This is a genomic window from Sulfurospirillum diekertiae, assembly GCF_011769985.2.
GTDB classification, from domain to species: Bacteria; Campylobacterota; Campylobacteria; order Campylobacterales; family Sulfurospirillaceae; genus Sulfurospirillum; species Sulfurospirillum diekertiae.
The window spans coordinates 1,523,639-1,548,973 of the sequence record NZ_CP039734.2 but is presented as its reverse complement, the minus strand read 5'-3'; the positions used below and the strand labels follow the sequence as shown (position 1 = coordinate 1,548,973).

At 37.5% G+C, this 25,335-nt stretch carries 28 protein-coding genes; 18 read left to right on the top strand and 10 right to left on the bottom strand.

The annotated features are described in order from the left end of the window. Window positions 1-5: 5 nt before the first annotated feature. On the top strand, window positions 6-1,208 hold the full coding sequence (locus tag FA584_RS07970) for an ABC transporter permease (RefSeq protein WP_096046799.1): 1,203 nt from the start codon (window positions 6-8) through the stop codon (window positions 1,206-1,208). Between the two features lie 28 nt (window positions 1,209-1,236). On the opposite strand, the gene FA584_RS07965 is transcribed toward FA584_RS07970, so the two are convergent. From FA584_RS07965 to FA584_RS07950, 4 genes are all read right to left on the bottom strand, one after another. After that, entirely contained in the window at window positions 1,237-1,638 is a 402-nt protein-coding gene (locus tag FA584_RS07965) for a hypothetical protein (protein ID WP_096046798.1), read from the bottom strand. Window positions 1,639-1,685: 47 nt separating this feature from the next. Next, the gene (locus FA584_RS07960; protein ID WP_096046797.1) at window positions 1,686-2,921 is read right to left on the bottom strand and encodes an ArsS family sensor histidine kinase; all 1,236 of its coding nucleotides are present in this window, start codon (window positions 2,919-2,921) and stop codon (window positions 1,686-1,688) included. Further along, entirely contained in the window at window positions 2,918-3,598 is a 681-nt protein-coding gene (locus FA584_RS07955; RefSeq protein ID WP_096046796.1) for a response regulator transcription factor, read from the bottom strand. The genes FA584_RS07960 and FA584_RS07955 overlap by 4 nt, the downstream gene beginning before the upstream one ends. A 63-nt stretch (window positions 3,599-3,661) precedes the next feature. Beyond that, window positions 3,662-5,089 (bottom strand): Do family serine endopeptidase, encoded by a 1,428-nt coding sequence (locus FA584_RS07950; protein WP_167749085.1) that lies wholly within the window; start codon window positions 5,087-5,089, stop codon window positions 3,662-3,664. 149 nt (window positions 5,090-5,238) lie between these two features. Here FA584_RS07950 and FA584_RS07945 point away from each other — a divergent pair, with 149 nt between their 5' ends. The 3 genes from FA584_RS07945 to FA584_RS07935 all read left to right on the top strand — a co-directional run bounded on the left by FA584_RS07945 (window position 5,239) and on the right by FA584_RS07935 (window position 8,309). Then, the gene (locus FA584_RS07945) at window positions 5,239-6,144 is read left to right on the top strand and encodes a DnaJ C-terminal domain-containing protein (protein WP_096046794.1); all 906 of its coding nucleotides are present in this window, start codon (window positions 5,239-5,241) and stop codon (window positions 6,142-6,144) included. A gap of 177 nt (window positions 6,145-6,321) precedes the next feature. Beyond that, a complete protein-coding gene (locus FA584_RS07940) occupies window positions 6,322-6,696 on the top strand; it encodes a heat shock protein transcriptional repressor HspR (protein ID WP_096046793.1) in 375 nt (124 codons plus the stop codon). Window positions 6,697-6,698: 2 nt separating this feature from the next. Further along, on the top strand, window positions 6,699-8,309 hold the full coding sequence (locus tag FA584_RS07935; protein ID WP_096046792.1) for a cation:proton antiporter: 1,611 nt from the start codon (window positions 6,699-6,701) through the stop codon (window positions 8,307-8,309). Here the strand turns inward: FA584_RS07935 and hemW are convergent. Next, window positions 8,299-9,354, bottom strand: a complete 1,056-nt coding sequence (gene hemW / locus FA584_RS07930) for a radical SAM family heme chaperone HemW (RefSeq protein WP_167749084.1) — start codon at window positions 9,352-9,354, stop codon at window positions 8,299-8,301. The genes FA584_RS07935 and hemW overlap by 11 nt on opposite strands. A gap of 76 nt (window positions 9,355-9,430) precedes the next feature. Between hemW and FA584_RS07925 the strand changes: the two genes are divergently transcribed. The 10 genes from FA584_RS07925 to FA584_RS07880 are packed head-to-tail and all read left to right on the top strand — an operon-like array spanning window position 9,431 to window position 18,380. After that, entirely contained in the window at window positions 9,431-9,901 is a 471-nt protein-coding gene (locus FA584_RS07925) for an RNA pyrophosphohydrolase (protein ID WP_087438803.1), read from the top strand. A gap of 1 nt (window position 9,902) precedes the next feature. Further along, entirely contained in the window at window positions 9,903-11,105 is a 1,203-nt protein-coding gene (locus tag FA584_RS07920) for an aspartate kinase (RefSeq protein ID WP_096046790.1), read from the top strand. A 3-nt stretch (window positions 11,106-11,108) separates the two neighbouring features. Then, a complete protein-coding gene (locus FA584_RS07915) occupies window positions 11,109-11,660 on the top strand; it encodes a HobA family DNA replication regulator (RefSeq protein WP_087438801.1) in 552 nt (183 codons plus the stop codon). Then, the gene (locus FA584_RS07910; RefSeq protein ID WP_096047824.1) at window positions 11,653-12,273 is read left to right on the top strand and encodes a DNA polymerase III subunit delta'; all 621 of its coding nucleotides are present in this window, start codon (window positions 11,653-11,655) and stop codon (window positions 12,271-12,273) included. Before FA584_RS07915 ends, FA584_RS07910 begins: the two co-directional genes overlap by 8 nt. Further along, window positions 12,270-13,415 carry a dihydropteroate synthase gene (gene folP / locus FA584_RS07905; RefSeq protein ID WP_167749083.1) on the top strand — a complete coding sequence of 382 codons (1,146 nt, stop codon included), beginning with the start codon at window positions 12,270-12,272 and terminating at the stop codon, window positions 13,413-13,415. The genes FA584_RS07910 and folP overlap by 4 nt, the downstream gene beginning before the upstream one ends. 9 nt (window positions 13,416-13,424) lie before the next feature. After that, window positions 13,425-14,150: a hypothetical protein gene (locus FA584_RS14480; protein WP_228447952.1), complete on the top strand. Its 726-nt coding sequence runs from the start codon at window positions 13,425-13,427 to the stop codon at window positions 14,148-14,150. After that, a complete protein-coding gene (locus FA584_RS07895; RefSeq protein WP_167749082.1) occupies window positions 14,140-14,901 on the top strand; it encodes a TSUP family transporter in 762 nt (253 codons plus the stop codon). The genes FA584_RS14480 and FA584_RS07895 overlap by 11 nt, the downstream gene beginning before the upstream one ends. Next, window positions 14,898-16,844 carry an NAD-dependent DNA ligase LigA gene (gene ligA, locus FA584_RS07890; RefSeq protein ID WP_167749081.1) on the top strand — a complete coding sequence of 649 codons (1,947 nt, stop codon included), beginning with the start codon at window positions 14,898-14,900 and terminating at the stop codon, window positions 16,842-16,844. Before FA584_RS07895 ends, ligA begins: the two co-directional genes overlap by 4 nt. Then, window positions 16,841-17,557 (top strand): 23S rRNA (cytidine-2'-O)-methyltransferase TlyA, encoded by a 717-nt coding sequence (gene tlyA / locus FA584_RS07885; protein WP_167749080.1) that lies wholly within the window; start codon window positions 16,841-16,843, stop codon window positions 17,555-17,557. Before ligA ends, tlyA begins: the two co-directional genes overlap by 4 nt. Further along, window positions 17,517-18,380 carry a bifunctional riboflavin kinase/FAD synthetase gene (locus FA584_RS07880; RefSeq protein ID WP_096046785.1) on the top strand — a complete coding sequence of 288 codons (864 nt, stop codon included), beginning with the start codon at window positions 17,517-17,519 and terminating at the stop codon, window positions 18,378-18,380. The genes tlyA and FA584_RS07880 overlap by 41 nt, the downstream gene beginning before the upstream one ends. Here the strand turns inward: FA584_RS07880 and FA584_RS07875 are convergent. After that, window positions 18,359-19,141 (bottom strand): GGDEF domain-containing protein, encoded by a 783-nt coding sequence (locus tag FA584_RS07875; RefSeq protein ID WP_096046784.1) that lies wholly within the window; start codon window positions 19,139-19,141, stop codon window positions 18,359-18,361. The two genes, FA584_RS07880 and FA584_RS07875, sit on opposite strands and share 22 nt — an antisense overlap. A 106-nt stretch (window positions 19,142-19,247) precedes the next feature. Between FA584_RS07875 and cmoA the strand changes: the two genes are divergently transcribed. Next, a complete protein-coding gene (gene cmoA / locus FA584_RS07870) occupies window positions 19,248-19,958 on the top strand; it encodes a carboxy-S-adenosyl-L-methionine synthase CmoA (RefSeq protein ID WP_096046783.1) in 711 nt (236 codons plus the stop codon). A gap of 27 nt (window positions 19,959-19,985) precedes the next feature. Here cmoA and FA584_RS07865 read toward each other — a convergent pair whose 3' ends face one another. From FA584_RS07865 to FA584_RS07850, 4 genes are read right to left on the bottom strand one after another with little or no spacing between them, the layout of a single operon-like run. After that, entirely contained in the window at window positions 19,986-20,252 is a 267-nt protein-coding gene (locus tag FA584_RS07865; RefSeq protein ID WP_087438793.1) for a hypothetical protein, read from the bottom strand. A gap of 2 nt (window positions 20,253-20,254) precedes the next feature. After that, a complete protein-coding gene (locus FA584_RS07860; RefSeq protein ID WP_167749079.1) occupies window positions 20,255-21,280 on the bottom strand; it encodes a DHH family phosphoesterase in 1,026 nt (341 codons plus the stop codon). A gap of 39 nt (window positions 21,281-21,319) precedes the next feature. Further along, window positions 21,320-23,512: a flagellar biosynthesis protein FlhA gene (gene flhA, locus FA584_RS07855; protein ID WP_096046781.1), complete on the bottom strand. Its 2,193-nt coding sequence runs from the start codon at window positions 23,510-23,512 to the stop codon at window positions 21,320-21,322. Between the two features lie 9 nt (window positions 23,513-23,521). Further along, complete coding sequence (locus tag FA584_RS07850) at window positions 23,522-23,926, bottom strand: RrF2 family transcriptional regulator (RefSeq protein WP_167749078.1); 405 nt, start codon at window positions 23,924-23,926, stop codon at window positions 23,522-23,524. A 240-nt stretch (window positions 23,927-24,166) separates the two neighbouring features. Between FA584_RS07850 and rpsO the strand changes: the two genes are divergently transcribed. From rpsO to FA584_RS07835, 3 genes are all read left to right on the top strand, one after another. Next, a complete protein-coding gene (rpsO, locus tag FA584_RS07845) occupies window positions 24,167-24,445 on the top strand; it encodes a 30S ribosomal protein S15 (protein ID WP_087438789.1) in 279 nt (92 codons plus the stop codon). Window positions 24,446-24,777: 332 nt separating this feature from the next. Further along, a complete protein-coding gene (locus tag FA584_RS07840; RefSeq protein ID WP_087438788.1) occupies window positions 24,778-25,026 on the top strand; it encodes a helix-turn-helix domain-containing protein in 249 nt (82 codons plus the stop codon). Beyond that, window positions 25,023-25,193 carry a hypothetical protein gene (locus FA584_RS07835; protein ID WP_167749077.1) on the top strand — a complete coding sequence of 57 codons (171 nt, stop codon included), beginning with the start codon at window positions 25,023-25,025 and terminating at the stop codon, window positions 25,191-25,193. Before FA584_RS07840 ends, FA584_RS07835 begins: the two co-directional genes overlap by 4 nt. Window positions 25,194-25,335: the final 142 nt, after the last annotated feature.

The following is a 25,335-nucleotide window of genomic DNA, read 5'->3' as shown; positions in this document are numbered from 1 at the left end:
CTAGCGTGCAAAAAAATCTTAGTTTTTACCTTGTCAAAAAGTATTTACGTTTTGACAAGTCACAACCTTTTATTACGGTTATTTCACTTCTTGCTTTTTTTGGCGTAGCTATTGGATTGACAGTCCTTATGGTTGCTATGGCGATTATGAATGGATTTGATAAAGAGTTTGAAAAAAAACTCTTTACCATGAATTATCCACTCTCTATCTATTCACGAAGTTTTTCTCCTGTCGATCAAACTCAACTCAATGCACTGCAAGAGCAGTTTCCAAAACTTAAATTTAGTCCTTATATCTCGACACAAGTGATTATCAAAAAAGGTAATCGTTTGGAAGGCGGCATGCTCTTTGGTGTTAATTTTGAACAAGAAGCAAAAATTAATGCAATTGTTGCTGAAGCTATTAAAGGAAAGACGCTCGATAAATATGATCTGATTACAGGGAGTGAAATTGCTAAAACACATCTTTTTGCACAAGATGAAAAAGCAACACTTATCTTTACCAAAAATGATCCTGGTGGTATGAGCCTCATTCCTAAAATGAAACGTTTTAATTTTCAGGGCTCATTTCGTTCTGGCTTAATGGCGTATGATAAAGCTTATATGTATACAACACTTGATTCATTAGCGCAAGTGATGCAGTATGAAGTTGGTCAATTTGATGGGATTCATATTTATTCGGACGAACCATTTGTGGATATTGAAAAAATTCGTAAAGTTCTCCCTGATGATCTAGGCATTGTGGGTTGGTGGCAGATGAATGGTAACTTTTTTGCAGCTTTAGCGCTTGAGAAAAGGGCTTTATTTATTGTTTTGATGCTTATTATTTTAATTGCTTCTTTAAATATTATTAGCTCGCTTTTAATGACAGTTATGAATAGGCGTAAAGAAATTGCTTTATTACTCTCCTTGGGTGCGTATAAAAAAGAGATCAAAAATACCTTTTTCTATTTAGGACTTGTGATTGGAGGTGGAGGAATGCTGTTTGGTATTTTGCTTGGCGGGTTGGCACTTTTTGTGCTAGGTTCGTTTGATATTATCTCTTTACCAGCAGATGTCTATGGAACAGCTAAATTACCATTAGATCTTTCAATGCTTGATTTTGTGCTTATCGTCATTGGAACTAGTTTTATTGTAACGCTCTCTTCCTATTATCCCGCGCATAAAGCAACTCAAATTAATGTACTTGATACCTTAAGAAACGAGTAAAATGAGATGTTCAGTAGGCTTAAAAAGCCTACTGAAATAAATCCGTTGTAATATTGCAGTTCTCTTCAACGATATTATTGAGTTTATGTAAAAGCGTTTTAGCATCTAGCCCATCGTCTGGGTAAGTAACCACATTATCATACGGTTTTTGATCTAAAAAGCTTTGAATACCAGAAAGTACTTCTGTTGCACCATTCCAGTCAGTTCCTGTCAGCATAACGACATAATGATTACTATGATTAAAGATAGCATCTGTTCTTCTTAAAATCCGTTGGAACATCTCTAAACTATCAATCTCTTTACGGTCTTCAAGAGAAAAGAAAATCAAGGAGAAAGGAACTTCATCTTTAATACCAAAACGTTCTAATAGTGCTATATGATGGTCAATAAGATTTGTTAGATTGATTTTCGAAAAAGCAATTCCAGACATGATAACTCCTTTGATTATTCTGATTTATTTTAATTGTACTCTAAAATTTATGCAAGCGTTTCGATTTGTTCAAAATTAAAATAATTATAGCCATCTTTGTGTTCATAGGTAAAGTTAACGTGGTGCGCCTTGACAATATGATGCACAATGTAAAGCCCTAGGCCAAAACTTTGATGTGAATTTTTTTCTTGTACAAAAGGCTCAAGATAATGTTCAAGGTCGTAAGTAAGAGGTTTGCCTTGACTGATGAAAGATATTTTTTCTTTAGTTGCCATAATTCTTATCTTTTGATCAATAGAGTACTTAATACCATTGTCAATGACATTTTTCATAGCAGTGGTGAAAAGTCTAAAGTCTACATGTAAAATAATTTCATCATCAATCATATCAATTTCGATCTGTTTTGGATTAATCATTGCAAGATCAATAGCTTCATCAAGCATATCAACCAAGCGATAAGGTTTGATGTTTTTGAGACCTTCGCCTGAAGTAATCTGCTCAATTGATGCAAACTCATTGATAAGCAGTTCAAGTTTTTCAAATGTACCGATTAAACGATCGCGTTGCTTCCCATTTTCAAGCATTTCAGCACTAATCCGTCCTTTCGTAATAGGTGTTTTGAGCTCATGCATAATGTTACGTAAGAAAAGCTGTCTTGAGTGGTTAAGCTTATTGATTTGTTCAACCGCATTATGAAATGAATTGGCGACCTGAGAAATTTCATCTTCACCATCCGTTTTACAATTAATATCAAGATCCCCTTTTGCAAAACGGTCCATTTGACGCTTAAGCTTACGCAGAGGCTTTAGTTTACGAATGGTTAAAATATAAGCAACAATAATAATGGCAAAAACAACGCCAAAGATTGTTTTAATGAGATCATAACGATAAGGTTGAAAATCTTCATCTTTCAGGAGTAGTGAAGAGTATTTTGTTTCAATATGTAGATAGTGGTTATTATCGTAGCGCAAAATGGCACTGGTACCAATACGATCAGAAATTTTTTGGATTACTTGCGCATTTTGAATGATGAGTGTTTGTGTCTCTTTATCCGTAATTTCACGCATTTGGTACCCTTGTACCTGCCTTTTCAGTTCATCATTGGTAATAAAATTATTGAGATGAAAGAGTGTTGCACGCGCGATAATAGAATATTTTGCATTGAGCTTATCGGTATAGCTTTGTTTGTCATATTCCAATAAAAAGAGTAATGCTAAAAAAATACTCACGATACTGATGGCAAAAATAAAGGTAATGCTGTAAAAAATGGAAGATTTAGTCATTGTAAAAACTTATATCCTACGCCACGAACGGCATGAATGTATTTGGGCTCTTTGGGGTTTTCACCAAGTTTTTGACGAATACGTCCAATAATAACATCAATACTTTTGTTGGTTGTCTCTTCGCTAATGGCCTCAATATTATAGATAAGTTCTTCACGTGAGACAACACCGCCTTCTTTTTTCATTAAATAACCAAGTATGCCGTACTCTGCAGCTGTCAAATGAAGTGTCTTTCCTTGTAAGATGATAATCATTTGTTCTTCATTCAAAATCAGATCTTTGATTTTTTGAATGCTTTGTTCGGTAGCAACAACTCCCTTTTGCCTACGTAATAAGCTCATAATACGTGCTTGTAGCTCTCTTGGGTTATAGGGTTTTGGCAAGTAGTCATCAGCTCCATTTTCAAGAGCAGTGACTTTATCAGTAATATCTGTCCGTGCTGATGAAATAATAATAGGAATGGTGTGACGTTTTCGAATTTCTTTGCATACTTCAAGTCCATCAATTCCTGGAAGGGTAAGGTCTAAGATAATAAGATCAAATTTTTGGGTGTCAAGTATTGAAAGACCTAAGTAGGGATCATCTGCAATCGTAATAGCGATATCAAATTGCTCTAAATACTCCATTAAAATTTCAGCAAGTTCCAAATCATCTTCGATCATCAAAATATGTGTCATACGCCCACTCCTTACATGTAAAGGATATTATAGCTGATTTAGGAGGCAAATGCCTCCTAAATATTAGGGCATAACAAGGATGGCACGGTAATTCTGACGGTTAATGACAACGCGTTTTTTACTGTTTTTATACTCTTTAAGAGCATTATTGAAATCTTTAAGAGATGTGATGTGCATTTGTTCTACTTGAATGATGATATCACCTTCTCGAAAGCCTATTTTTTCTGCTTTGGAATCTTCTTTGACATCCAAGATAAGTACACCTTCTATCTCTTTGGGTATTTGATATTGGGCTCTTGTTTTATCGTTTATTTCTAAAAGGCTTAGTCCCTCAACTGGGCTAGACGTGGTTGATTTAGCATCGCCATTACTATTGGTCGTTTGGTCTGCTTCCATTTTTGCTAGTTTGATTTTAGTTGATTTCTCTTTTTTATCACGTTCATAGGTAATTGTAATGGTTTTATCAGGAGCGATAGCAGCAACAGTGTTTTTAAGTTCATTAGCGTTTTTGATTTTTATACCATCAACTTCAATAATAAGGTCAGAGACTTGAAGTCCACCTTTTTCAGCAGGTGAGTTTTTCTCGATCATTAAGATCAGTGCACCTTGTTTATTGTCATACAATTCTTTCAGATCATTGGTGAGATCAGCGATTGATATACCCATGAACCCTCGTTCGATTTTCCCCGTTTCGATCAGTGTTGTTGCAATTTTTTGCACCATGTTAGAAGGAATGGCAAAACCGATACCATTATTGCCTCCACTTTTAGAAAGAATGGCACTGTTAATACCAATAAGAGCACCTCTACTATCGACTAATGCTCCACCAGAGTTTCCAGGATTAATAGAGGCATCTGTTTGGATAAAATTTTCGTATTGATTCAGTCCAACGTTATTTTTGTTAAGTGCAGAGATAATACCATGCGTTATGGTCTCACCTACACCAAATGGGTTACCAATGGCAAAAACTACATCTCCTTCAAGTAGATTTGATGAGTTACCAAATTGAGCGACATGTAAATCTTTGGCATCAATTTTTACAACGGCAAGATCGGTTTTAGAATCTTCCCCAATTACTTTTGCTTTGTACTCTTTTTCATCATCGGGAAGCGTGATAAGAATCTCCTCTGCTCCTTCAACAACATGATAATTGGTAACGATATAACCATTAGAAGAGATCACAACACCAGAACCCAGTGAATGTGATTTACGTTCCTGCTGTTTCAGTTCAGGGATACGATTTCCAAAAAAGTCTTTAAAGAACGGATTTTGCATAAGTTCATTGAGTTGGTCATTTTGTTTACTTTTTTTCGTTGTTGCGATGTTAACAACACTCTTCTTGATCTCTTTAATAGCATTATTGTATGAGAGTATAACATTAGGAGATGTAGCATCAACATGCTGAGAATCTTTAGGCATTTGAGCAATTTCTATGGTCGCTCCAAAAAGAGAAAGCGATGCGATTATTGATAAAAAAACAATCTTTTTCATGGATAAACTCCTTAATAGTTTCTTAGTAAGCATTATAAAGGAGAGAGGTAAATATAAAGTAAATATTAAGAAAACAGAGAGTAAGTTGATTGACCTAGACTAAAGTTTTGTGTTATAATCACTATAAATATTTATACAAGGTTAAAGTCATGAGTAAGAGTTTATATGAGACCTTAGACGTCTCTCAAGACGCAAGTGCGGAAGAGATCAAAAAAGCCTATCGACGTTTAGCTCGCAAATATCACCCAGACATTAATAAAGATGCAGGGGCAGAAGAAAAATTTAAAGAGATTAACGCTGCGTATGAAATTTTGAGTGATGCTCAAAAACGCCAACAATACGATCAATATGGCGATAACATGTTTGGCGGCCAAAATTTCCATGATTTTGCCAATTCACAAGGTGGCGGTGCTAATTTAGACGATATCTTGCGCAGTATCTTCGGCGGTGGCGGCGGATTTGGTGGTTTTAGTAGCGGTGGACGTGCTGGACAAGGTGGATTCGGTGGTTTTGGAAATGCAGGTTTCGGCGGTGGATTTGGAGGTTATAGTGAACCTGATTTGGATGTAAGCGCCAAAATTATTATTCCTTTTAATGTTGCTATTTTGGGTGGAAAGCACTCACTCTCCTACAACAATGACAGCTTTGATGTGAAGATTCCTGCAGGCATTAAAAATGGTGAAAAGATGCGTGTTAAAGATAAAGGTAAATCGTATCAAGGTCAAAAAGGTGATTTAATCTTAAGTGTGGAAGTTGCTGATAGTCCTGAATACACACGCGATGGAGATGATTTGGTTAAGAGCATTGATATTCCTCTTAAAACAGCACTTTTTGGCGGTAAAATAGCAGTTGATACGCTCTATAAAGAGATTACATTAAAAGTCAAAGAAGATACGAAAAACGGACAAAAATTTAGAGTTAAAGAGTATGGCGCACTCAATCGCAAAAATCAATCAAAAGGCGATTTGTACCTTGTTGCCAACATTGTTTTACCTCCGCTTGCTTCATTAGACAGTGATCTTAAAGCAATGATGGAAGCAAAACTACCGCAATAAATTTTGTGTGATAAATGTGTGTAATGCTTAGACTGCTTGCAAAACTCGATTTGTAAAAAATCTAAGCGCCAAAGGTGCGTGGGCTTTCTGCCGAAGAAAACTCAGCGTTAGCGTAGCTTGAGAAGCTTTGCTTTAAAAGCGTGTTAAGAATTTAGGAATAAAAAAGAGGAGCCTCTTATGCACCATGATTATGAAGAACCTGTTTATTTGATTAGTGTAGTCGCAAAAGTTTTAACGATTCATCCTCAAACGCTTCGTCAGTATGAAAGGGAAGGATTGGTTAGACCTTCAAGAACCGATGGGAAAATGCGTCTTTATTCACAACGCGATATTGATAAGATCAAAATGATTCAACGACTCACACGTGATCTTGGTGTGAATCTTGCAGGTGTTGATATTATCATGCAGTTGAAAGACAAAATTGATGATTTTGAATTGTTGGTTGAAAATTTACGACTAGAGCTGAGTGGGCTGACTAAAAAAAGTACACAAACCAAAAATCCGTTAGTTAAACATAAAAATAGTTATGAGATCATTTTATTTGGGGAATAGGTGTGGATAATATATTAGCGATTATTTTAAGCGCAACGGCCATAGCAACGATTTTTAATATTTTGTTAAAGCGTTTTAATATTCCAACGATTATTGGGTATATCATTACGGGATTTGCCATTGCCTACATGTATAAATTAGGTCGCAATAATGATTCTTTGACACAGATCGCCGAGTTTGGGATTGTCTTTTTAATGTTCACCATTGGGTTGGAGTTTTCGATCAAACATCTTTTGAGTATGAAAAAGGATGTTTTCTTTTATGGTTTTTTACAAGTTTTACTTGTAGGAGGTGTCATTGCGTTAGGTGCTGAGTATTTCTTTGGAATTGAGAAAAAAAGTGCCATTATTATTGGTTATGCCCTCGCACTTTCATCAACGGCCATTGTTCTAAAAATTTTGAATGATAGTGGAACAATACACACAATTTATGGACGTAAAGCACTGGGAATTCTTTTGTTTCAAGATATTGCGGTCATTCCTATTTTATTGATGATTAATATCTTTTCCAATCAAAACAGCTCTATTTCTTCTTTGCTTTTACAAACGTTTTACAGCGCAGTGATTATTTTAGGCTTGATGTTTATTATTGGGAAATATCTACTCAATCGCTTTTTATCGCTTGTTGTTTGGGCGGATACCCAAGAAATTTTTATTGCATCAGTGTTATTACTGGTTGTGGGTGCTTCTTTTTTATCTCACTCTTTAGGCTTTTCATACTCGTTAGGGGCTTTTTTGGCAGGTATGATGATGTCTGAAACACAGTACAAGCATCAAATCGAAGCCGATCTTGTCCCCTTCCGAGATATCCTCCTGGGTCTTTTTTTTATCACCGTTGGAATGCAGATTGATCTTAGTTTGATTGCACAAAATTACGCTACGATTTTACTGTTTTTAGGTGTCATGATGGCATTTAAAACATTGGTAGTTTTTACTATTTTATTTTTCTCAGTAGGTGGGAGAGTTGCGCTTAAAACCGGATTGGCACTCTGTCAAGGAGGCGAGTTCTCTTTAGCGATTTTAGCCCTAGCCAGCTCATCGCATTTGATAAGCACCAATACATCTCAAGTTCTCATTGTGACAGTTGTGCTGTCCATGGTTATGACACCTTTTATTCTTAAAAATATGAAAAAGATTGTAAATTCAATTACTAAAGAGCCAGACAATGGCGATTTTAAAATTCATTCCTCTGGTATTAAAGATCACATTATTGTATGTGGTTATGGAAAACTTGGACAAGAAATTGTTTATCGCCTTAAGAAGATGAATGTGAATTACCTTGTTTTAGAACATGATATTAATCTGGTTAAGCTAGGACAAAATAGGGGTGAGCCTGTTTATTTTGGCAATGCTGCCGAAAAAAGTATTCTGCAAAATGCTTTTGTGGAAAATGCAAAATCGGTCATTATTGCAATCAATAATGAAAAAAAATTGATCTTGCTGTGTGAGGTCTTAAAGTCATTTGATGCACCGATTAAGATTGTTGCAAAAGCAAGTGATTATGATGAGAAAAAACTACTGAAAGCTTTAGAAGTTAAACATATCGTGAATGAAGGAAGAGAAGCGGCCAAAGCACTTCTCCATGTCGCACTCGAAGAAAATCCTACTGAGTAATAAAAAGGGCTATTTCATCGCTTAAAAAATAGTCATTATTGAAGACGCGATTATCTTTACATGTAAGCTTGTTTTCTCTTATCAAAAGGTTGACTCTTTCTCGCTCTTTTGGGCTAAATTCGTCTAAAACAATACCAATATTGCTTCGAAGGCCAAGAAAAAGTGTTTCATTGTGTAAGTCTTCTCTCCTTAATGTCTCAACTTCTTGAAAAAGAGGATTTTGTATATAGGTTTCAATCTCTTTGCTTGGGTAAAAACGCCTATTTTTTAAAAATCCTACTGCTCCTGCCCCAATACCTAGATAATCTTGATGCTCCCAATATCCTTTGTTATGAATGCTTTGGTATCTTCCAAAATTAGAGATTTCATATTGTGGGAATCCTGCTTGAATAATTGCTTGCACAAACGTTTTAGCCAGTTCTTCTGAATCATTTGTCACATCATTTCTCTTGTAAAAAGGTGTTGCTTCTTCTAGTGTAAGCGCATAAGCACTTAAATGGTTGATTGGCAAAGATGATGCAATATGTAGGTCTCTTTCAAGTAAAGAAGGTGTGTCCAACGCTGTGCCGTAAATAAGGTCAAGTGAAATATTTTGAATACCAACTTTTGAAGCGTTATGAATGGCCTGAAGTGCAATTTTGGGTGAATGGTTACGACCTAAAAAAGTAAGTTTTTGCTCATTGAAACTCTGTACACCAAAGCTAAGACGATTGATGCCCAATGTTTTCATTTCTGCTATCCACTCTTGGGTTGCAGAGTGAGGGTTTGCCTCGGAAGTGACTTCGGCATCGTGGCTTAAATAGGGCGTTATCATCTTAAAAAATGATTCATACCACGAAGCTGGAATGGTTGAAGGAGTTCCTCCACCAATAAAAAGTGAGGTAATACTCTCTTTTTGGGCATTAAACTTTTCAAGTTCAAAACGAAGTTGGGTGGTGATATGGTGCATATAGTTTTGCTTCAGTGTACCCTTGTTCTCATAAGAGTTAAAGGCGCAGTAGTGGCATTTACTATCGCAAAAAGGGATATGCAGATAAGCTAACACGAAATTCCTTATATCAAGCAAGTTTAATGACTTTTTAGATACTATTTTAACAAAAATATAGAGGTAATGCGCAATTATGGAATCACCAAAACGATACAGACCTAATGTTGCTGCTGTGATTGTCTCTGCAAAATACCCTTTTCAATGCCAACTTTTTATTGCCAGTCGTAGCGATATAGAGGGTGCTTGGCAATTTCCTCAAGGGGGAATTGATGAGGGAGAAACACCACAAGAGGCTCTTTATCGAGAGCTTGAAGAAGAAATTGGTACAGGTGATGTCGAAATTATAGCAGAGTATCCGCACTGGTTACAATACGACTTCCCTCAAAAAATTGCTCAGAAAATGTATCCTTTTGATGGACAAAGCCAAAAGTATTTTTTAGTGAGACTCAAAAAAGATGCAAAGATTAATATAGCTACCAAAGAACCAGAGTTTTGTGACTACCGATTTGTTAGTTTGGAAGAGGTATTTGATTTTATTACTTATTTCAAGCGTCCCGTCTATAAACAGGTGTTAGAATATTTCAAAAAAGAAGGGTATCTTTAAAATGTTGATCGTTCAAAAGTATGGCGGCACAAGTGTTGGTAATGTCGAACGCATTGAAGCTGTTGCTAAAAGAGTTATTGAGAGTAAACAAGCAGGGCATGATCTTGTCGTTGTCGTTTCGGCGATGAGTGGTGAAACCAATAAGCTATTAGACTATGCGGGCTATTTTAGTAAAACGCCTAACCATCGTGAAGTCGATATGTTACTCAGCTCTGGAGAGCGCGTAACGAGTGCGCTTCTTGCTATTGCCCTTGAAGCAGAAGGTTATGCTGCCGTTTCGATGAGTGGTAGACGCGCTGGCATTGTAACCGATGAAATCCATACCAAAGCACACATTGAATACATTGATACAAGCAAAATGCAAGAAGAACTCAAAGCAGGTAAAATTGTCGTGGTGGCTGGTTTTCAAGGTGTCACGGAAGCGGGTGAGGTTTCAACCTTGGGACGTGGAGGCAGTGACCTTTCTGCTGTGGCTATTGCGGGTGCACTTGAGGCGGATCTTTGTGAAATTTACACCGATGTTGATGGTGTTTATACCACCGATCCTCGCATTGAACCTAAAGCAAAAAAACTGGATAAAATCAGTTACGATGAGATGTTAGAACTTGCAAGTCTTGGAGCGAAAGTGCTTCAAAGCCGCTCGGTTGAGATGGCTAAAAAATTGAATGTCAATCTTGTAACACGCAGTAGTTTTAACAACCATGAAGGAACACTTATTACAAAGGAAGATAATAGTATGGAACAACCATTAGTTAGCGGTATTGCACTCGATAAAAATCAAGCTAGAGTCACTCTTCGTGGTGTTACGGACAAACCTGGTATTGCAGCTGAAATTTTCAAAAAACTTTCTGATTGTAACGTTAACGTTGATATGATTATCCAAAATGTGGGACATGATGGTACCACCAATCTCGGTTTTACGGTTCCTCAAAATGAGCTTGATATAACAAAAGCTGCTATGAGCGAGCTTAGAGCCAGTGATGTCATGGAATACGATAGTGAAATTGTTAAAGTTTCTATTGTAGGCGTGGGTATGAAATCACACAGTGGCGTTGCCTGTAAAGCATTTGATGTGATGGCAAAAGAGGGTATCAATATTGAGATGATCAGTACCAGTGAAATTAAGATTTCTATGGTTATTCAAGCAAAATACGGTGAATTAGCCGTACGTGCATTGCACAGCGCATACCAATTGGATAAATAATTTATGCAACAATTTTTAAAATGGACACTTGAAGAGATACGCAAAGATGGCTCTTCGATGAGTTGGATGGAAGAGAAGAGGTTCGAATGGGTTCCTCTTGCTGCTTCCATGCTTAAAAATCTTCTTGATGGCCATACCTTTATCGTGATTACCGATGATGATCGGGCATGGTTTTGTCACTATATGTTGCGAGCCATCAACAATCATCGAAAAAATAGACCACTTCTGCCATTTTTATCGCTGCAGACGCTCTATCCCAATTTATATCAAGTCAAAACCAAAGAAGATATTGAACTTTTAGAAAATATGCTTTCCCAAGCCTTTCCGAGTGGATATACCTTCTTTTATGTAGGTAAAAACAGTGACATCAAGATGCAAATTGCCAAACGTAAAGACGATAGCTTCCTTTGGATTATGGATGAACATGTCCAAAATAGCTTTTATCTTTTAAGTGATGATGATAGTTTGGATATCAAATTAATTCAGCTTTTTAGACTTCTCGATAAAAGTATCGATGCCGTGCTTTTTGCCGAGGTTACCTTTGAAAATGAGTGACGAAGGGGTCTTAAGCCATATTTTAATCTGTAAAAATGTGGAAAAAGCAAAAGAGAGTTTGCAAGAACAATACGCCAAAGAGCGCCATCTCTTCTTTTGTAAAGATGAGTTTTTGATTGATGATGCCAAAGAAGTCATCAAAGAAGCGTATATCGCAGAATCTGCTAACAAATATCTTATTTTAGTGGCAAAAGGGTATCGCGTAGAAGCACAAAATGCACTGCTTAAAATTTTGGAAGAGCCTCCTCGCCACATTATTTTTATCGTAGTGGCTCCTTCTAAAACAGCGTTTTTACCAACGATTCGTTCACGTTTACTTCAAAAAGAGCTTGTGATTGAACAAGAGATAACGCATAGTGGACTCAACCTGAAACAACTTGATCTTGGTGATATCTATCCTTTTATTCAGAAACACCAAAATGCAGAGAAAAACTTTTTGAAAGATTTGGTGCAAGCGATTGTATTTGAAGCGATCAACGAGCACCATTTGCGATTTAGCGAAAAAGAATTGGAACATTTTCAAAAGCTTTTGCATCTTGTTGAGCTCAATACACGAGGACAAACAATTTTAACTTCACTTTTGCTTTCAATCATGCTGAGAAAATATCGATGAAACTGTATAAACTTTCATCCCAGTTGGATGCTAAAGCATTGTTTCAAATGGTTGGTGTTACGCATGAAGGGAGTGCTCTTTTAACCCCTAAAACACATCTGAATCTTATTTACATCAAAGATTTAAAAGCACCTGCTGCCAATATTCTCAAACAAGATGCGCTGTCCATTGGGGCAGATCTTGCCGTTCCCAAAGATACCATTACATGTAAAGTCCCTTTGGTGGATGCGGTTTTAATTGCGAATGATAAACAGCTCAAAGAGTTGGCACGTAAAGAGAAAATGCAACCTTTTGGCTTAAAAGAGGTTGCTCAAAAATTGAGTGAATTTATCTTTACATGTAAAGATGATTTTACAGTGATGGGAATCATCAACACCAATGAAGACAGCTTTTTTCAAGGCAGTCGTTTTAAAGATGAAGCGGCACTCAAACATATTGAAACCATGATAGAAGAGGGTGCTACCATGATTGATTTAGGCGGTGTTTCAAGCCGTCCTGGAAGTCTTGGTGTGAGTGATGAAGAAGAGCTTTCGCGCGTGAAGCCTATCATTGATCTGATTTTCATGCATAAGCTGTTTGAAAAGGCACAATTTTCACTTGATAGCTATTCGCCATTGTGTTTGGAGTATGCTTTGACGCATGGTTTTAGTATTGTTAATGACATTACAGCGCTTGCGAATGATGATGTTGCTCGTGTTACAGCAAAATACGATGCAACCGTCATTTTAATGCATATGCAAGGTGATCCTAAAAGTATGCAACATGAGCCTGTCTATGATAATGTTATGCTAGAAGTCGATGCTTTTTTTGAAGAACGTATTGCAAAAGCACAGCAATTTGGTATTAAGAAGATTGTTCTGGATGTGGGCATTGGATTTGGAAAAAGCTTAGAACATAATCTACAACTTCTCAAACACCATGAACACTTTTTACATTTTGGCTATCCCCTTCTTGTGGGAGCGAGTCGCAAATCGATGATCGATAAGATCATACCCACACCGATTGATGAGCGTTTACCAGGAACGCTTGCGCTTCATCTTAAAGCGTATGAGCATGGCGCAAGTATTATACGTGCCCATGACGTGAAAGCGCATGTACAAGCGCTAAGCGTGCTTCAAGCACTGAATCAAACAACTATTTAGGAATCTTTTTTGGAAAAAATACTGAGCCTTTTAACACGTATTAGTGAACTTTACGCCATACCGCAGTGGATTGTCAATAGCGGTGCCATTACCATTTGTATTATTTTAGTTGCCTTTCCTTTTGTCGCTCGTTATTTAATGCGCCCAAAATATTTTAAATTTCGTGAACTCATTTTATTTAAAGTGCTTTGGCGTTGGAAGTATAAAAAAGGTGATGTTGTTGGACTTTGGTGCTATTGCCCAAAATGTCAAAGTATGCTGATGGTTGATGATGAAAATTGTCGTTCTGAAGAGACGTTACAACATAAAATTACTTATTTTGTATGCCATGAATGTGGTGGTAATGAGCTTGGACGCGTTATCGGAGGTGACAGACGTTATGTGTTAAGTTTGGTAAGGCGCGATATTTGGCGACATATCCGTGATGGCAGTTACAACGAAGTTTCCGCTGCAACCAAAGGTGCGCTAGAACTTTATGCGCAATTTGAAGAAACCAACATTCAAAGTGATGAAATACCGGTCATCTCAGAAGAGAGCAGTACGTTACCAAGCAGTGAAATCAATGATGTCAATGAGAGTACGCAAGAGAGTTCACATAAAGCTGAAGAGCAAGAAGAAACATCTTTACATGTAAATGCCCCTGAAATGATGGAAACAGTACCCAAGCTGATAGAAGAGCCTGATACAATACAAGCAAGCATTCAGACTGAGGAGATCAAAAAAGATGGAATTTGAGTTTTATTATTATGCTATTTTCCTCGCAACGGGTGTTATTGCAGGTTTTATTGACGCCATTGCAGGAGGAGGGGGTATTATCACGATTCCTGTACTTTTGGCTTCAGGTCTGCCTCCTCACATTGCTTTAGCGACCAACAAACTTCAAGGTACCTTTGGTAGCGGTATGGCTTCGATCAATTTTATCCGTAAAGGCTTCATTACATGGTCTGAAGTCTTTATTGGAGTCATTTACACGTTTATTGGTGCTGCTCTTGGAACGTATGCCATTTTATTGATGGATGCAAGCATTTTGGCAAAGATTATTCCTGCTATGCTGGTGGGTATTTTTATTTATACACTTTTATCGCCTAAAATGGGAGAGAATGATCGTCATGCGTACCTAGGCTCTCATCTCTTTTTTCTTGTCTTTGGTATCGGACTTGGCTTTTACGATGGTTTCTTTGGTCCAGGAACGGGAACCTTTTGGACAATTGCTCTTGTGACACTGCTTGGTTTTAATCTTAAAAAAGCAACTGCACAAACAAAGGTGATGAACTTTACGAGCAATATTGTCTCCTTGGCTGTCTTTCTCTGGAGTGGTAATGTGCTGATTTTAGTCGGTTTAATGATGGGCTTTGGACAGATTATTGGAGCGTATATTGGCTCTAATATGGTCATTAAAAAAGAGGTAAAGTTTATCCGTACCTTTTTTCTCATCATGGTTGGACTTACCCTTCTAAAACTTATTTATAGCAGTTATATCGCATGAGCCACGAAGAGTATTTAGCCAAAATTGAGCTTGCCAATGCTTGGGCAAAGGCGTATTACGTTGATGATGCACCTTTGGCTAGTGATGAAGAGTACGACACACTCTATCATGAAATTTTAAAATATGAGCAAGAAAATCCACTTTTTACAGATGTCAATAGTCCTACTAAACGAGTAGGCGGCATGGTATTGGAAGGATTTAATAAAGCAGAACATAAAGCGCGCATGTGGAGCATGGAAGATGTCTTTGATGAAGCTGATTTGGATGCATGGATAGAGCGTGTTAAAAAAGTCAAAGAGAGTTTTACTTTCTACTGTGAGCCTAAATTTGATGGGGCAAGTCTAAACCTTATCTACGAAAATGGTGTGCTCAAGCAAGCCATCACCAGAGGCGATGGAAGCATCGGCGAAGATGTCACCGAAAATGTTAAAACCATCGGCTCCATTCCTTTGCGCATTGATTACCTAGAACCTATCGAAATTCGTGGTGAAGTGGTCATTAAAAAAGCGGACTTTGAAAGACTTAACCAAGAACGTCTAAGTCTTGGTGAGGCGTTGTTTGCCAACCCACGCAATGCCGCCGCAGGGAGCCTTAGACAGCTTGATACGAGCATCACCGCAAAGCGAAAACTGATGTTTTACCCATGGGGCATTGGGATCAATAGCTTAACACAGAGCTTTTTGAGTCAAAAAATGAATTTCGTTTACAGCCTTGGCTTTTTAAAACCACCTCGCATCGTCGTCACTCAAAGCGTGGATGATGTGCATGCACTTTACGCAGAACTCATTGCCAAGCGCGATGAGATTGAGATGATGATGGACGGTATGGTCGTCAAAATTGATGATGTAAGTTTGCAAGAAGAGCTAGGCTATACGGTAAAGTACCCCAAATGGATGGTGGCGTTTAAATTTCCTGCGATTGAGAAAGTGACACGACTTAAAGATATTACCCTACAAGTAGGGCGAACGGGTGTCGTGACACCTGTAGCGGAAGTGGAAGCGGTGAATATCGAAGGGGTTATCGTCGAGCGCGCCACACTGCACAATTTTGATGAGATTGAGCGAAAAGATGTGCGCATAGGAGACAGTGTCATTATCATCCGAAGTGGCGATGTGATTCCTAAGATTATTAAAGTGCTGATTGAACGACGAAATGGAAGCGAAAAAGTAGTCGAGCGACCACTTACTTGTCCTGTGTGTGGCAGTGAACTTTTGGATGATGGCGCACTCATCAAATGCCAAAATCTCTCGTGCGTTGCGAGAGTTGTGGGGGCGATGATTCACTTTGCATCAAAAAAAGCGCTCAATATTGACGGGCTTGGCGATAAAATTATTGAGCAACTTTATGCGCAAAAATTGGTTTTACATGTAAAAGATCTTTACACTTTAACGGTTGAGCAACTTCTCGCATTAGAGGGCTTTAAAGCAAAAAAAGCAGACAATCTTTTAGCGGCGATTGAGCAGAGCAAAGGGGTGAGTTTAGAGAAGTTTATTAACGCCCTTGGCATTGAGCATATCGGCGAAGTGGCGGCTAAAAAGATCGCACGAGCCTTTGGGTTGGAGTGGTTGGAAGCAAGCTATGAGCAGATCATCGCGCTTGAAGGGTTTGGCGAAGAGATGGCGAAGAGTTTGGTCGAGTTTATTCATGTGAACCGCACCGAAACCAATGAATTAATGGCCGTGATTCAGCCTGTCGCCTCAAAACTTGAAATAACCGAGTCTGCTTTTACGGGCAAAACAGTGGTTTTGACAGGTTCGATGAGTAAACCACGTGATGAGATTAAAGTGATGCTTGAGAAATTGGGCGCAAAAGTGAGTGGAAGTGTCTCTAAAAAGACTGACTTTGTCATTTATGGCGAAGACGCAGGCAGTAAGCTCTCTAAAGCAGAAGAACTTGGTGTCAAAACACTCTCAGAGAGTGAACTCAATGGGATGGTGGAATGAGACTGGATAGTTATGTGTTTGAAAAAGGGTTCGCCCAAAGTCGCAATAAAGCGGCGGAACTCATTAAAGAGGGCAGTGTATGGCTCAATGACAAAGTGGAGCGTAAGAGCTCTGTAGAAGTTGGAGAGAATGACACGGTTGATGTGACAAAAATGATGCAATATGTCAGTCGTGCGGGGCTTAAACTGCGTGGATTTATCAATGAATTAGATTTACATGTAAAAGGGGCTGATGTCCTTGATATTGGCAGTAGCACAGGTGGATTTGTGCAGGTGTGGCTTGAAGAAGAGGTAAAGAGTGTGACCGCTGTGGATGTAGGCAGTGAACAGCTCCATCCTACGCTAAAAGTCGATTCTCGAATTATTTTGCATGAAAATAGTGATATACGACTTTTTAAGCCCGAGCGAACCTATGATATGGTTAGTTGTGACGTCTCATTTATTGGCATCGGTGCTCTTTTAGATGTAATCGATACGTTAGCAAATTCTGCTATTATTATTTTGTTTAAACCACAATTTGAAGTAGGCAAAGATGTCAAACGTAGCACGAAAGGTGTCGTTAAAGATGGCTCGGCTATTATGCGCGCACATTATCTATTTGAGTCACAAGCCGTGAGCCTTGGGTGGACACTTATCGAAAAAAGAGAATCACTTGTAAAAGGGAAAGAGGGGAATGTTGAGACGTTCTACTATTTTAAAAAAAGAGAGTGTTGACACCCTTGCCATCGGTAGTTTTGATGGTATTCATGTAGGGCATAGGCAGCTTCTTAATCAATTGGGTGAAAATGGTGCACTGTTTGTCATAGACAAAGACCAAGCAAATTTAACACCGGGGATTAAGCGTAGCGAATATGCAGGGTATCCGTGCATGTTTTTTCATTTTCTCAAAGTAAAACATCTCAGTGGAGCTGAATTTGTAGCGCTCTTAAAGCATGAATTTAAAAATCTTAAAAAGATTGTTGTCGGTTATGATTTTTGCTTTGGACAACATCGTTCATGCACCGCAAAAGATCTCAAAACATTTTTTGATGGCGAAGTGGTGATTGTCGATGAGTTTTGTTACCACGGTATTTCGGTGCATTCAAGCTTGATCCGTACTTATTTACAAGAGGGACGTTTAGAAGAAGCGAACCGCTTTTTAGGGCGTGAATATGCTATCTCTGGCGATGTGATTACAGGGCAGGGACTTGGAAAAAAAGAGCTGGTTCCGACACTGAATATGAAAGTCTTAGAGTATCTCATCCCTCATGAAGGTGTATACGCAACACGTACACGTATCGCCCAGAGCATTTATGATTCCGTTTCGTTTATTGGTGTGCGAACCAGTACGGATAGTCAGTTTTCGGTTGAGACGCATATCTTAGATCACAATCTTGTGGAAATTCATGGAACGATTGAACTCTTTTTTGTAGAGTTTTTACGCGATAATCAAAAATTCAATACGCTTGCTGATCTCAAACTTCAGATCGAAAAAGACATCAAAGATGCTAGAAAACAGCTGGGAACGTGCAAAGTTTACTTAAATGACTTCTTATAATCGTACATTTTAAGATCAGCTGTTTCAAGCACACTTTTAAAAGAGTCTTTGGCTTTAAAAGGTGCAACACCAAATGAAAAATCAATATAAAAGATTTCTTGATTGTGTTTAAAAGGTGTTTTTTTGAGGTTAAGATTGACAGTATGTAAAATTTTATGTATTTCTTCTTCATTTTCGCTGTTGTGAAGTATCAAAAATTCATCTCCTGCAAAACGAATAGCAGTTGTATTGTGTACTTTTTTAAGCACTTTTCCCATGACATGTAAGACTTTATCACCCACAAGATGTCCAAATTTGTCATTGACGGCTTTAAAGGCGTTGATGTCAATAAATGCTAAAAGACCATTACTGATAAAGTGATCGTCTTTGAGGAATTTTTCAAAAAGCCATCTTCGATTGTAAAGTCGTGTGAGCTCGTCCACATAAAGCTCCTCTTGCAAGGAAGCAATTTTGAATTCTAACTCAATCATATTGTTTTCAATAAATTGCAATGCCATATTGTCTTTATTTTCAATGGCAATACGTGCATTGACAACATTTTCTTTGAGCGCTGATGTTGAACGTTCAGTCTCATTTTGAATATATTGAATTTTTTGCAAAGCGTAGATCAAAGCGGCTTCTTTATCAATGTCACTCACTTTGATACCAAGTTCTTTGGCTTTGGTATAAAAAATGTCACGGTAAATTTCAGGCAAAACAATTTCAAGGTTAAGTATCTCTTTAATCGTTAAATCGGTAAGTTCTTGGAGCTGTTTGTTCATTGGTGTACCTGTGCGAAAGTAGTGACAGTATAAGAAGTGAATGCTTAATACTAACTAATATTTTGTTATAATTTAAAAGAATTTAATGCTATGGATATGGATTGTAATGGATAAAGTATTTACCAAACCAATTACCAAACAATTTGAGTTTGATGAAGATGTTGCCGTCGTTTTTGACGATATGCTTGAGCGCTCAATTCCCTTTTATAAAGAGGTCGTTGATCTTACATGTAAAACGATTTGTTTACATGTAAAGGAGGGAGCACAGATTGTCGATCTTGGCTGTTCAACAGCCAATACACTCTTGGCTCTCCATAAAAAAAGCGATAAAAGCTACCATCTCTTAGGCATTGATAATGCCGAAGCAATGCTCAATTTGGCACGTCAAAAGGTGCATGCGTATGGGGCAACAGTGGAGTTTATACAAGCAGATATGACACAAGTTGATTTAGGCTCCAAGGATGCAGTTATTGCCAATTACATGCTTCAGTTTATTCGTCCACTTCAACGTGCAGATTTTGTGGCTAAAATTTATCAAGCGCTCAATCCCAATGGACTGTTTGTTTTTAGTGAAAAAATTGTATTTGAAGATAAAGAACTCAACAAACAGATGATAGATCTTTACTATGATTTTAAACGTCAGCAAGGTTATAGCGAATTTGAAATTGCTCAAAAACGTGAAGCATTAGAAAATGTACTGATTCCTTATACGGAAGAAGAAAACAAAGCTATGCTCAAAAATGCGGGATTTTCAACGATAGAAACAATTTTTAAATGGGGGAATTTTGCGACATTTATCGCTAAAAAAAAGGTATAGAGTGTAGAGAAAAGTTCTCTACACAGCTTAGTGTTGAAAAAGTTTAGGGTTTTTAGCTTTGATATATTCAATGACTTCAACAACTTCTTCAAAACCCATCTCACTATCTTCGTCTTCATCCTCAAACACTTCATCCAGTCCTTTAAGGTAAAGATCAATGGCTTTGGGTAAATCTTCTTTTTTTGCGCCTGCAAAGTAGAGTGCAGCGCCAAGCATGTCAGCCAGTTGCATTGACATCTCCTCGATCTCAATTTCCGCACGCTCGAGCTCTTGTTTGAGTTTGTTGGCTTCCATGATTATCCTTTATTCGCGATGATGCTCATCACTTGTGATTTGATAGTATCATAGATAAAAGCATCTTTAAAATTGCTGAGAAGTCCGCCGCTAGCATTGTGGTGACCACCACCATTAGCGATTTGTGCGGCAATTTTACTGACATCTACTTTACCATTTGAACGCAGGCTGATGGTCTTTTTTGAGGTAATATCCATAAAAAAGTCAAGATCGGGATTGGCGGTTAAAAAGTCATTGCCAATAACAGAAACATTCCCAATATTGTACGTTAAAATTCCCTTGGCTTCTTTATACATAATTTGCATTCTCTCTCTATTTTTTGTGAGTAAAATGACATTGTATGCAGAGACTAAATTGCTGAGCGTATTGTTCGTGGTTGTTACAAAAAACTGCTTTTTAATGTTATGAATGGCATCATCTAAGGCAATATGAGCATCTTTACATGTAAAGTATTCTTGCGCTTTTGTTAGGAGTGAAAAGATGTAGTGGCTATTCTCTTCAGGGAACATCACTTTGTTCACCTCTTTAGCGCCACTAACGAGTCCCATACATACTTTTCCTAGTTCAAACTCTGGTTCATTTTCAAGCCAAATATCCACAGCATTGACGACATCAACAAATTTGCTTAGCTTCTCATCTGCACCGTAGAGGGCGCTGAAAAAGTCATAAGTGATTTTAGTTGCACAACGGCTAGAATCTAAAAAGTACCATTCAAAAGCATCCGCACATTCTTGACCTGTTTTGTGATGATCCAGAACAAATAGCATAATCTCTTTATCACAGATACTGACTTTGGACTCAAACTCTTTTGCCTGATCCATAGTAAGATTAAGGTCGGTAATAAGAATGACATGTTTTTGTAGTGGAGAGGTTTGAATGTTATTTAAGATTTGATTAAAACATTCATTGATCTCTTTACCATAGTTTGAGTTATAAAAAGCGATTGAATTAAAATAATGGGCACTTACCATTTGACAGCCATAGCCATCTAAATCGGTGTGTGAAAGGTGATGTATTTTGTGGTTCATAAAAGTCCTTAATGCTTAGTGATGTGTGTATTGGTTGTTTTAGAGCTTTTCTATTTCGATAGAACCCATGACTTCAAATTTAGAACTTGAATCAATCTCCGCATGGGAGAGAACGACGATATCAAGTCCAAATTTTTCGAAAATATCAGAAAGTGACTTTCGAAGCAGTGGGTCAACAATAATGACAACGGGAGCAACGCCTTTATGCAGTAGTTTGCTTGCTTCATCGCTGCACTCTTTAACCAGTGTATTGATTTGACCAATGTTAAGGACAAGATCACGTACGCCATCACGCTCTCTAAGAGCATCCAAAAGCTTTTGTTCAGTTCCTGCATTAAATGTAAGAAGCTTTAAAACACCATTGTCATCTTTATATTGCTTTGTGATAACACGAGAAAGTTTAGCACGTACTTGCTCAACAATGATTGAAACATTTTTGGTCACTTCGGCGACATCACTGATGGTCTCAACAATGGTAAGAAGATCTTTAATAGGTATCTTCTCATGAAGAAGCGCTTTAAGTACCTTTTGAATAAGCCCAACATTGGCCACTTTGAGACAGTCATTGACCACCACAGGATAATCTTTTTGCAATTTATCAATAAGACTTTGAACTTCTTGACGGGTAAGAAGCTCTTCGGCATATTTTTTGATTAATTCGCTTAAGTGGGTTGAAATTACGGTTGCTGGATCAACCGTTGTGTAACCTTTAATGATGGCATCTTCTTTTAATGCCGCTTCAATCCAGATGGCATCCAGCCCAAATGCAGGCTCTTTAGTTGGAATTCCTTGCACTTTGTCGATCGTTAATCCACTATCCATTGCCATAAATTTATCAGGATAAATTTCCCCATTGCCAATTTCAATACCTTTTAGTAAGAGCTGGTAATGATTTGGGCTTAGATGCAAGTTATCACGAATTCTGACTTGTGGAATGAGATAGCCAAAATCAGAGGCAATTTTACGACGCATACTTTTAACGCGGTCAAGAAGATCACCGCCTTGCGCAGGATCAGCCAATTTGATGAGTTGATAACCCAAATCAAGCTCCAAGATTTCCAATTTAAGAATATCATTAAGCGTTGTTTCTTCTTCTTTACGTAGTTCTTCTGGGCTTTTCTTGGGTGCTGCACTGGCTTGTGCTTTACTGTCGGCTTCTTGTTTTGCTTTTTGCATAGCAACAGGAGTAGAAGCAAAGAATTTTTGAAATGAGAAGCTTCCATCATTGGTTTGTTTGACAAGATAACCAAGTCCCAAAAAGATAGCTCCAACAAACATAAGCGAAAGCGTTGGAAGTCCTGGAACAAGAGAAAATAAGACCAAAATAAAACCTACAATCAGTAGTGTTTTGTGCTCACCAAAAAGTTGTTGAACAGCACCATCAGAGAAGCTTACATCATCTGCTTTATTGGCACGCGTAATTAAAATACCTGTAGCGGTTGAAGTAATGAGGGCAGGAAGCTGTGAAACCAAACCATCACCAATCGTAAGAATGGTATAGGTTTGTGCACTGGTTCCAAGATCAAGTCCATGTTGGAATGAACCAATTAAAAAACCACCAATAATGTTAATAATAGTGATGATGATACCCGCAACAGCGTCACCTTTAACAAACTTACTCGAACCGTCCATGGCTCCATAAAAATTGGCTTCTTGAATAATATCTTCGCGACGTTTACGTGCCGTTTTTTCATCAATCAAGCCAGCATTCAAGTCAGCATCAATCGCCATTTGCTTGCCAGGCATCGCATCGAGTGTAAAACGTGCTGCAACTTCTGCAACCCTTGTAGAACCTTTAGTAATGACCATAAAGTTAATTAAAACAAGAATGGTAAAGACAACAACACCGATGACATAATTACCACCGACAACGAACTGCCCAAAACTAGAGACAATTTCACTCACAGCATCAGGCCCTAAATGTCCATTGGTAAGAATCATTCTCGTGGTTGCAATGTTCAAAGAAAGTCGGAAGAGCGTGATGATCAAAATAAGTGTTGGAAAAGTTGAAAGATCGGTTGGCCTTGGAATATAAAGCGAAATCAGAATAATCAAAACGGAAATAGAGAGTGAAATAACTAGGAAAAAATCGAGTATGGCACTTGGAAGAGGAACAATAATAATCGCCATAATAGAGACGATAAAAACAACAACAGTAAGATCTTTTGCTTTGACAAGAGGCTCTAAGTAAGGAATAACCCTAGCGAAGAGCGCATTTTGATTTTTAGCCAATCAACACCCTTAAATTTCAATAATATCTTTAAGTGTCATATTATCCAAAAATAGATCAATTTTCGTTTGTAGCTTATTAAGAATTGGCCAAACACGACAGTATGTCCCTTTGCCACCAGGGCATTTTTGTGTTGAAGGAGAACATTCAAAAACCATCGTTTGCTTTTTTTCAGCACATTCGACGATCACTTTGAGTGTGAGGTTTTCTGGCTTTTGTGCAAGCATAAAACCACCATGAGCACCTTTAAAAGAGCTGAGAATGTTTTCTTTTGCAAGCGCTTGAAGGATTTTAGCTAAAAAGCTCTTGGAAATACCGAGTTGATTGGAGAGGGTATCAACATCTTGTGGGCTATTCTTTTGAGAAATAATAATCAATGATAGCAGTGCATACTCACTCGCTTTAGTTAATAACATAGTTTTCCCTCGAACATATTTATTGGTTAAATAAGATAAATATTGTACTAAATAAACGTTATATTTAGCTTTAATTAGGAAAATAACTCCTAAATCCTTGATAGACTTGAAGTTGTCTCAGATGCTTTTTTGAAGATAGAAGGTGATGGCAGAATGCCCATAGACAATTTTAATTTTTTTAGCTACAATTTCAAGCTTTTGTTTAAAAGCAAAAAATAAAATACCAATCAGGAGGTCATTATGGCTTTAGGTTCGGCGGAAAAACAAGTAATTGTTAGTCAGTTTGGCAGAAAAGAGGGAGACACAGGTTCTCCAGAGGTACAAATCGCGCTTCTTTCTAAAAGAATTGTTGATTTAACAGAACATCTTCAGAGTAATAAAAAAGATCACTCTTCAAGACTAGGACTTCTTAAACTCGTCGGTCAACGCAAACGATTGATGCAATATCTTAAACGTAAAGATTTTGTAACATACAGCAAAATCATTAAAGAGCTTTCTATTAGAGATAATAAAAAATAGTCAGTGCTTTACAGTAGGATGGAATTTCCATCCTACTTTTCTTCTTTTTACCCTTCATTTCTTTCCCCTCTTTACATGTAAAATTGCTTTAACCACATTAACATCTAAGTATCTAAATTAACTCTTATGCTTTACTCTTTCAATATTTTTCTATATAATATACGTAAAACTGTATAAAAATAAACATTAAATGAGTAAAAAACTTAAATAAAAGTATTTTTTAACAAATTTATGTAGTAAAAATACACTAAAATGATATTTTTTAGATATAATAACTTATAAAATAATCGTATTTATGTATAATTAAACCAGCCTTAGCTAGAATCCTATACATGAAAACAAACGATATTTTTAATCTCCTTCATAATGCTGTTGAGTCTAAATTTTTAGGCAAGAAGATTTCTCAGCGTGAGATGGCAGATAAATTGGGTGTATCGATGCGAACATACCAAGACTGGAAACTTGGTAATTCACAACCTCAAGCAGCATCAGCTATTTTTAAAATGCTTGGTGAACTGGAAGAGGGCGATGCCTTGCGTTTAATTCAACGCATAGCACATGAACTAAAGGATGAAAAGTGAGTACGTTGTCCCAAAATGAAAGACAAGCTTTAAATGACATCTTCACTACTATTACTGAAAAAGAAACTTTTTTCTCCAAGCTCAAAGAGAGTAAAGGCGAAATCAAACATTTCATCAAACTTCTCTTAATGCGCAATAAAAAACGTCTTAAACATCCCATTCGCTAATTTCTACTTCTTTTAAACTTTTCCATATTAAATCACTATTCCCTTTTAGAGGGCTTTGCCCTTACATGTAAACCCTATACCCATGCTCTTTTTAGTTACTACTTGACATCAATACACTCAATGTTGTATAATTTCTTCAGCA

What these genes read in the sequence shown, in the direction of transcription:
- FA584_RS07880 (WP_096046785.1), top strand. Translation starts at nt 17,517, where the DNA reads ATGTTGAGACGTTCTACTATTTTAAAAAAAGAGAGTGTTGACACCCTT.
- FA584_RS07940 (WP_096046793.1), top strand. Translation starts at nt 6,322, where the DNA reads ATGCACCATGATTATGAAGAACCTGTTTATTTGATTAGTGTAGTCGCA.
- FA584_RS07965 (WP_096046798.1), bottom strand. Translation starts at nt 1,638, where the DNA reads ATGTCTGGAATTGCTTTTTCGAAAATCAATCTAACAAATCTTATTGAC.
- FA584_RS07840 (WP_087438788.1), top strand. Translation starts at nt 24,778, where the DNA reads ATGAAAACAAACGATATTTTTAATCTCCTTCATAATGCTGTTGAGTCT.
- FA584_RS07875 (WP_096046784.1), bottom strand. Translation starts at nt 19,141, where the DNA reads ATGAACAAACAGCTCCAAGAACTTACCGATTTAACGATTAAAGAGATA.
- FA584_RS07860 (WP_167749079.1), bottom strand. Translation starts at nt 21,280, where the DNA reads ATGAACCACAAAATACATCACCTTTCACACACCGATTTAGATGGCTAT.
- folP (WP_167749083.1), top strand. Translation starts at nt 12,270, where the DNA reads ATGAAACTGTATAAACTTTCATCCCAGTTGGATGCTAAAGCATTGTTT.
- rpsO (WP_087438789.1), top strand. Translation starts at nt 24,167, where the DNA reads ATGGCTTTAGGTTCGGCGGAAAAACAAGTAATTGTTAGTCAGTTTGGC.
- FA584_RS07895 (WP_167749082.1), top strand. Translation starts at nt 14,140, where the DNA reads ATGGAATTTGAGTTTTATTATTATGCTATTTTCCTCGCAACGGGTGTT.
- FA584_RS07915 (WP_087438801.1), top strand. Translation starts at nt 11,109, where the DNA reads ATGCAACAATTTTTAAAATGGACACTTGAAGAGATACGCAAAGATGGC.
- FA584_RS07925 (WP_087438803.1), top strand. Translation starts at nt 9,431, where the DNA reads ATGGAATCACCAAAACGATACAGACCTAATGTTGCTGCTGTGATTGTC.
- ligA (WP_167749081.1), top strand. Translation starts at nt 14,898, where the DNA reads ATGAGCCACGAAGAGTATTTAGCCAAAATTGAGCTTGCCAATGCTTGG.
- FA584_RS07920 (WP_096046790.1), top strand. Translation starts at nt 9,903, where the DNA reads ATGTTGATCGTTCAAAAGTATGGCGGCACAAGTGTTGGTAATGTCGAA.
- FA584_RS07865 (WP_087438793.1), bottom strand. Translation starts at nt 20,252, where the DNA reads ATGGAAGCCAACAAACTCAAACAAGAGCTCGAGCGTGCGGAAATTGAG.
- FA584_RS07960 (WP_096046797.1), bottom strand. Translation starts at nt 2,921, where the DNA reads ATGACTAAATCTTCCATTTTTTACAGCATTACCTTTATTTTTGCCATC.
- cmoA (WP_096046783.1), top strand. Translation starts at nt 19,248, where the DNA reads ATGGATAAAGTATTTACCAAACCAATTACCAAACAATTTGAGTTTGAT.
- FA584_RS07955 (WP_096046796.1), bottom strand. Translation starts at nt 3,598, where the DNA reads ATGACACATATTTTGATGATCGAAGATGATTTGGAACTTGCTGAAATT.
- FA584_RS07950 (WP_167749085.1), bottom strand. Translation starts at nt 5,089, where the DNA reads ATGAAAAAGATTGTTTTTTTATCAATAATCGCATCGCTTTCTCTTTTT.
- FA584_RS07945 (WP_096046794.1), top strand. Translation starts at nt 5,239, where the DNA reads ATGAGTAAGAGTTTATATGAGACCTTAGACGTCTCTCAAGACGCAAGT.
- FA584_RS07850 (WP_167749078.1), bottom strand. Translation starts at nt 23,926, where the DNA reads ATGTTATTAACTAAAGCGAGTGAGTATGCACTGCTATCATTGATTATT.
- FA584_RS07910 (WP_096047824.1), top strand. Translation starts at nt 11,653, where the DNA reads ATGAGTGACGAAGGGGTCTTAAGCCATATTTTAATCTGTAAAAATGTG.
- tlyA (WP_167749080.1), top strand. Translation starts at nt 16,841, where the DNA reads ATGAGACTGGATAGTTATGTGTTTGAAAAAGGGTTCGCCCAAAGTCGC.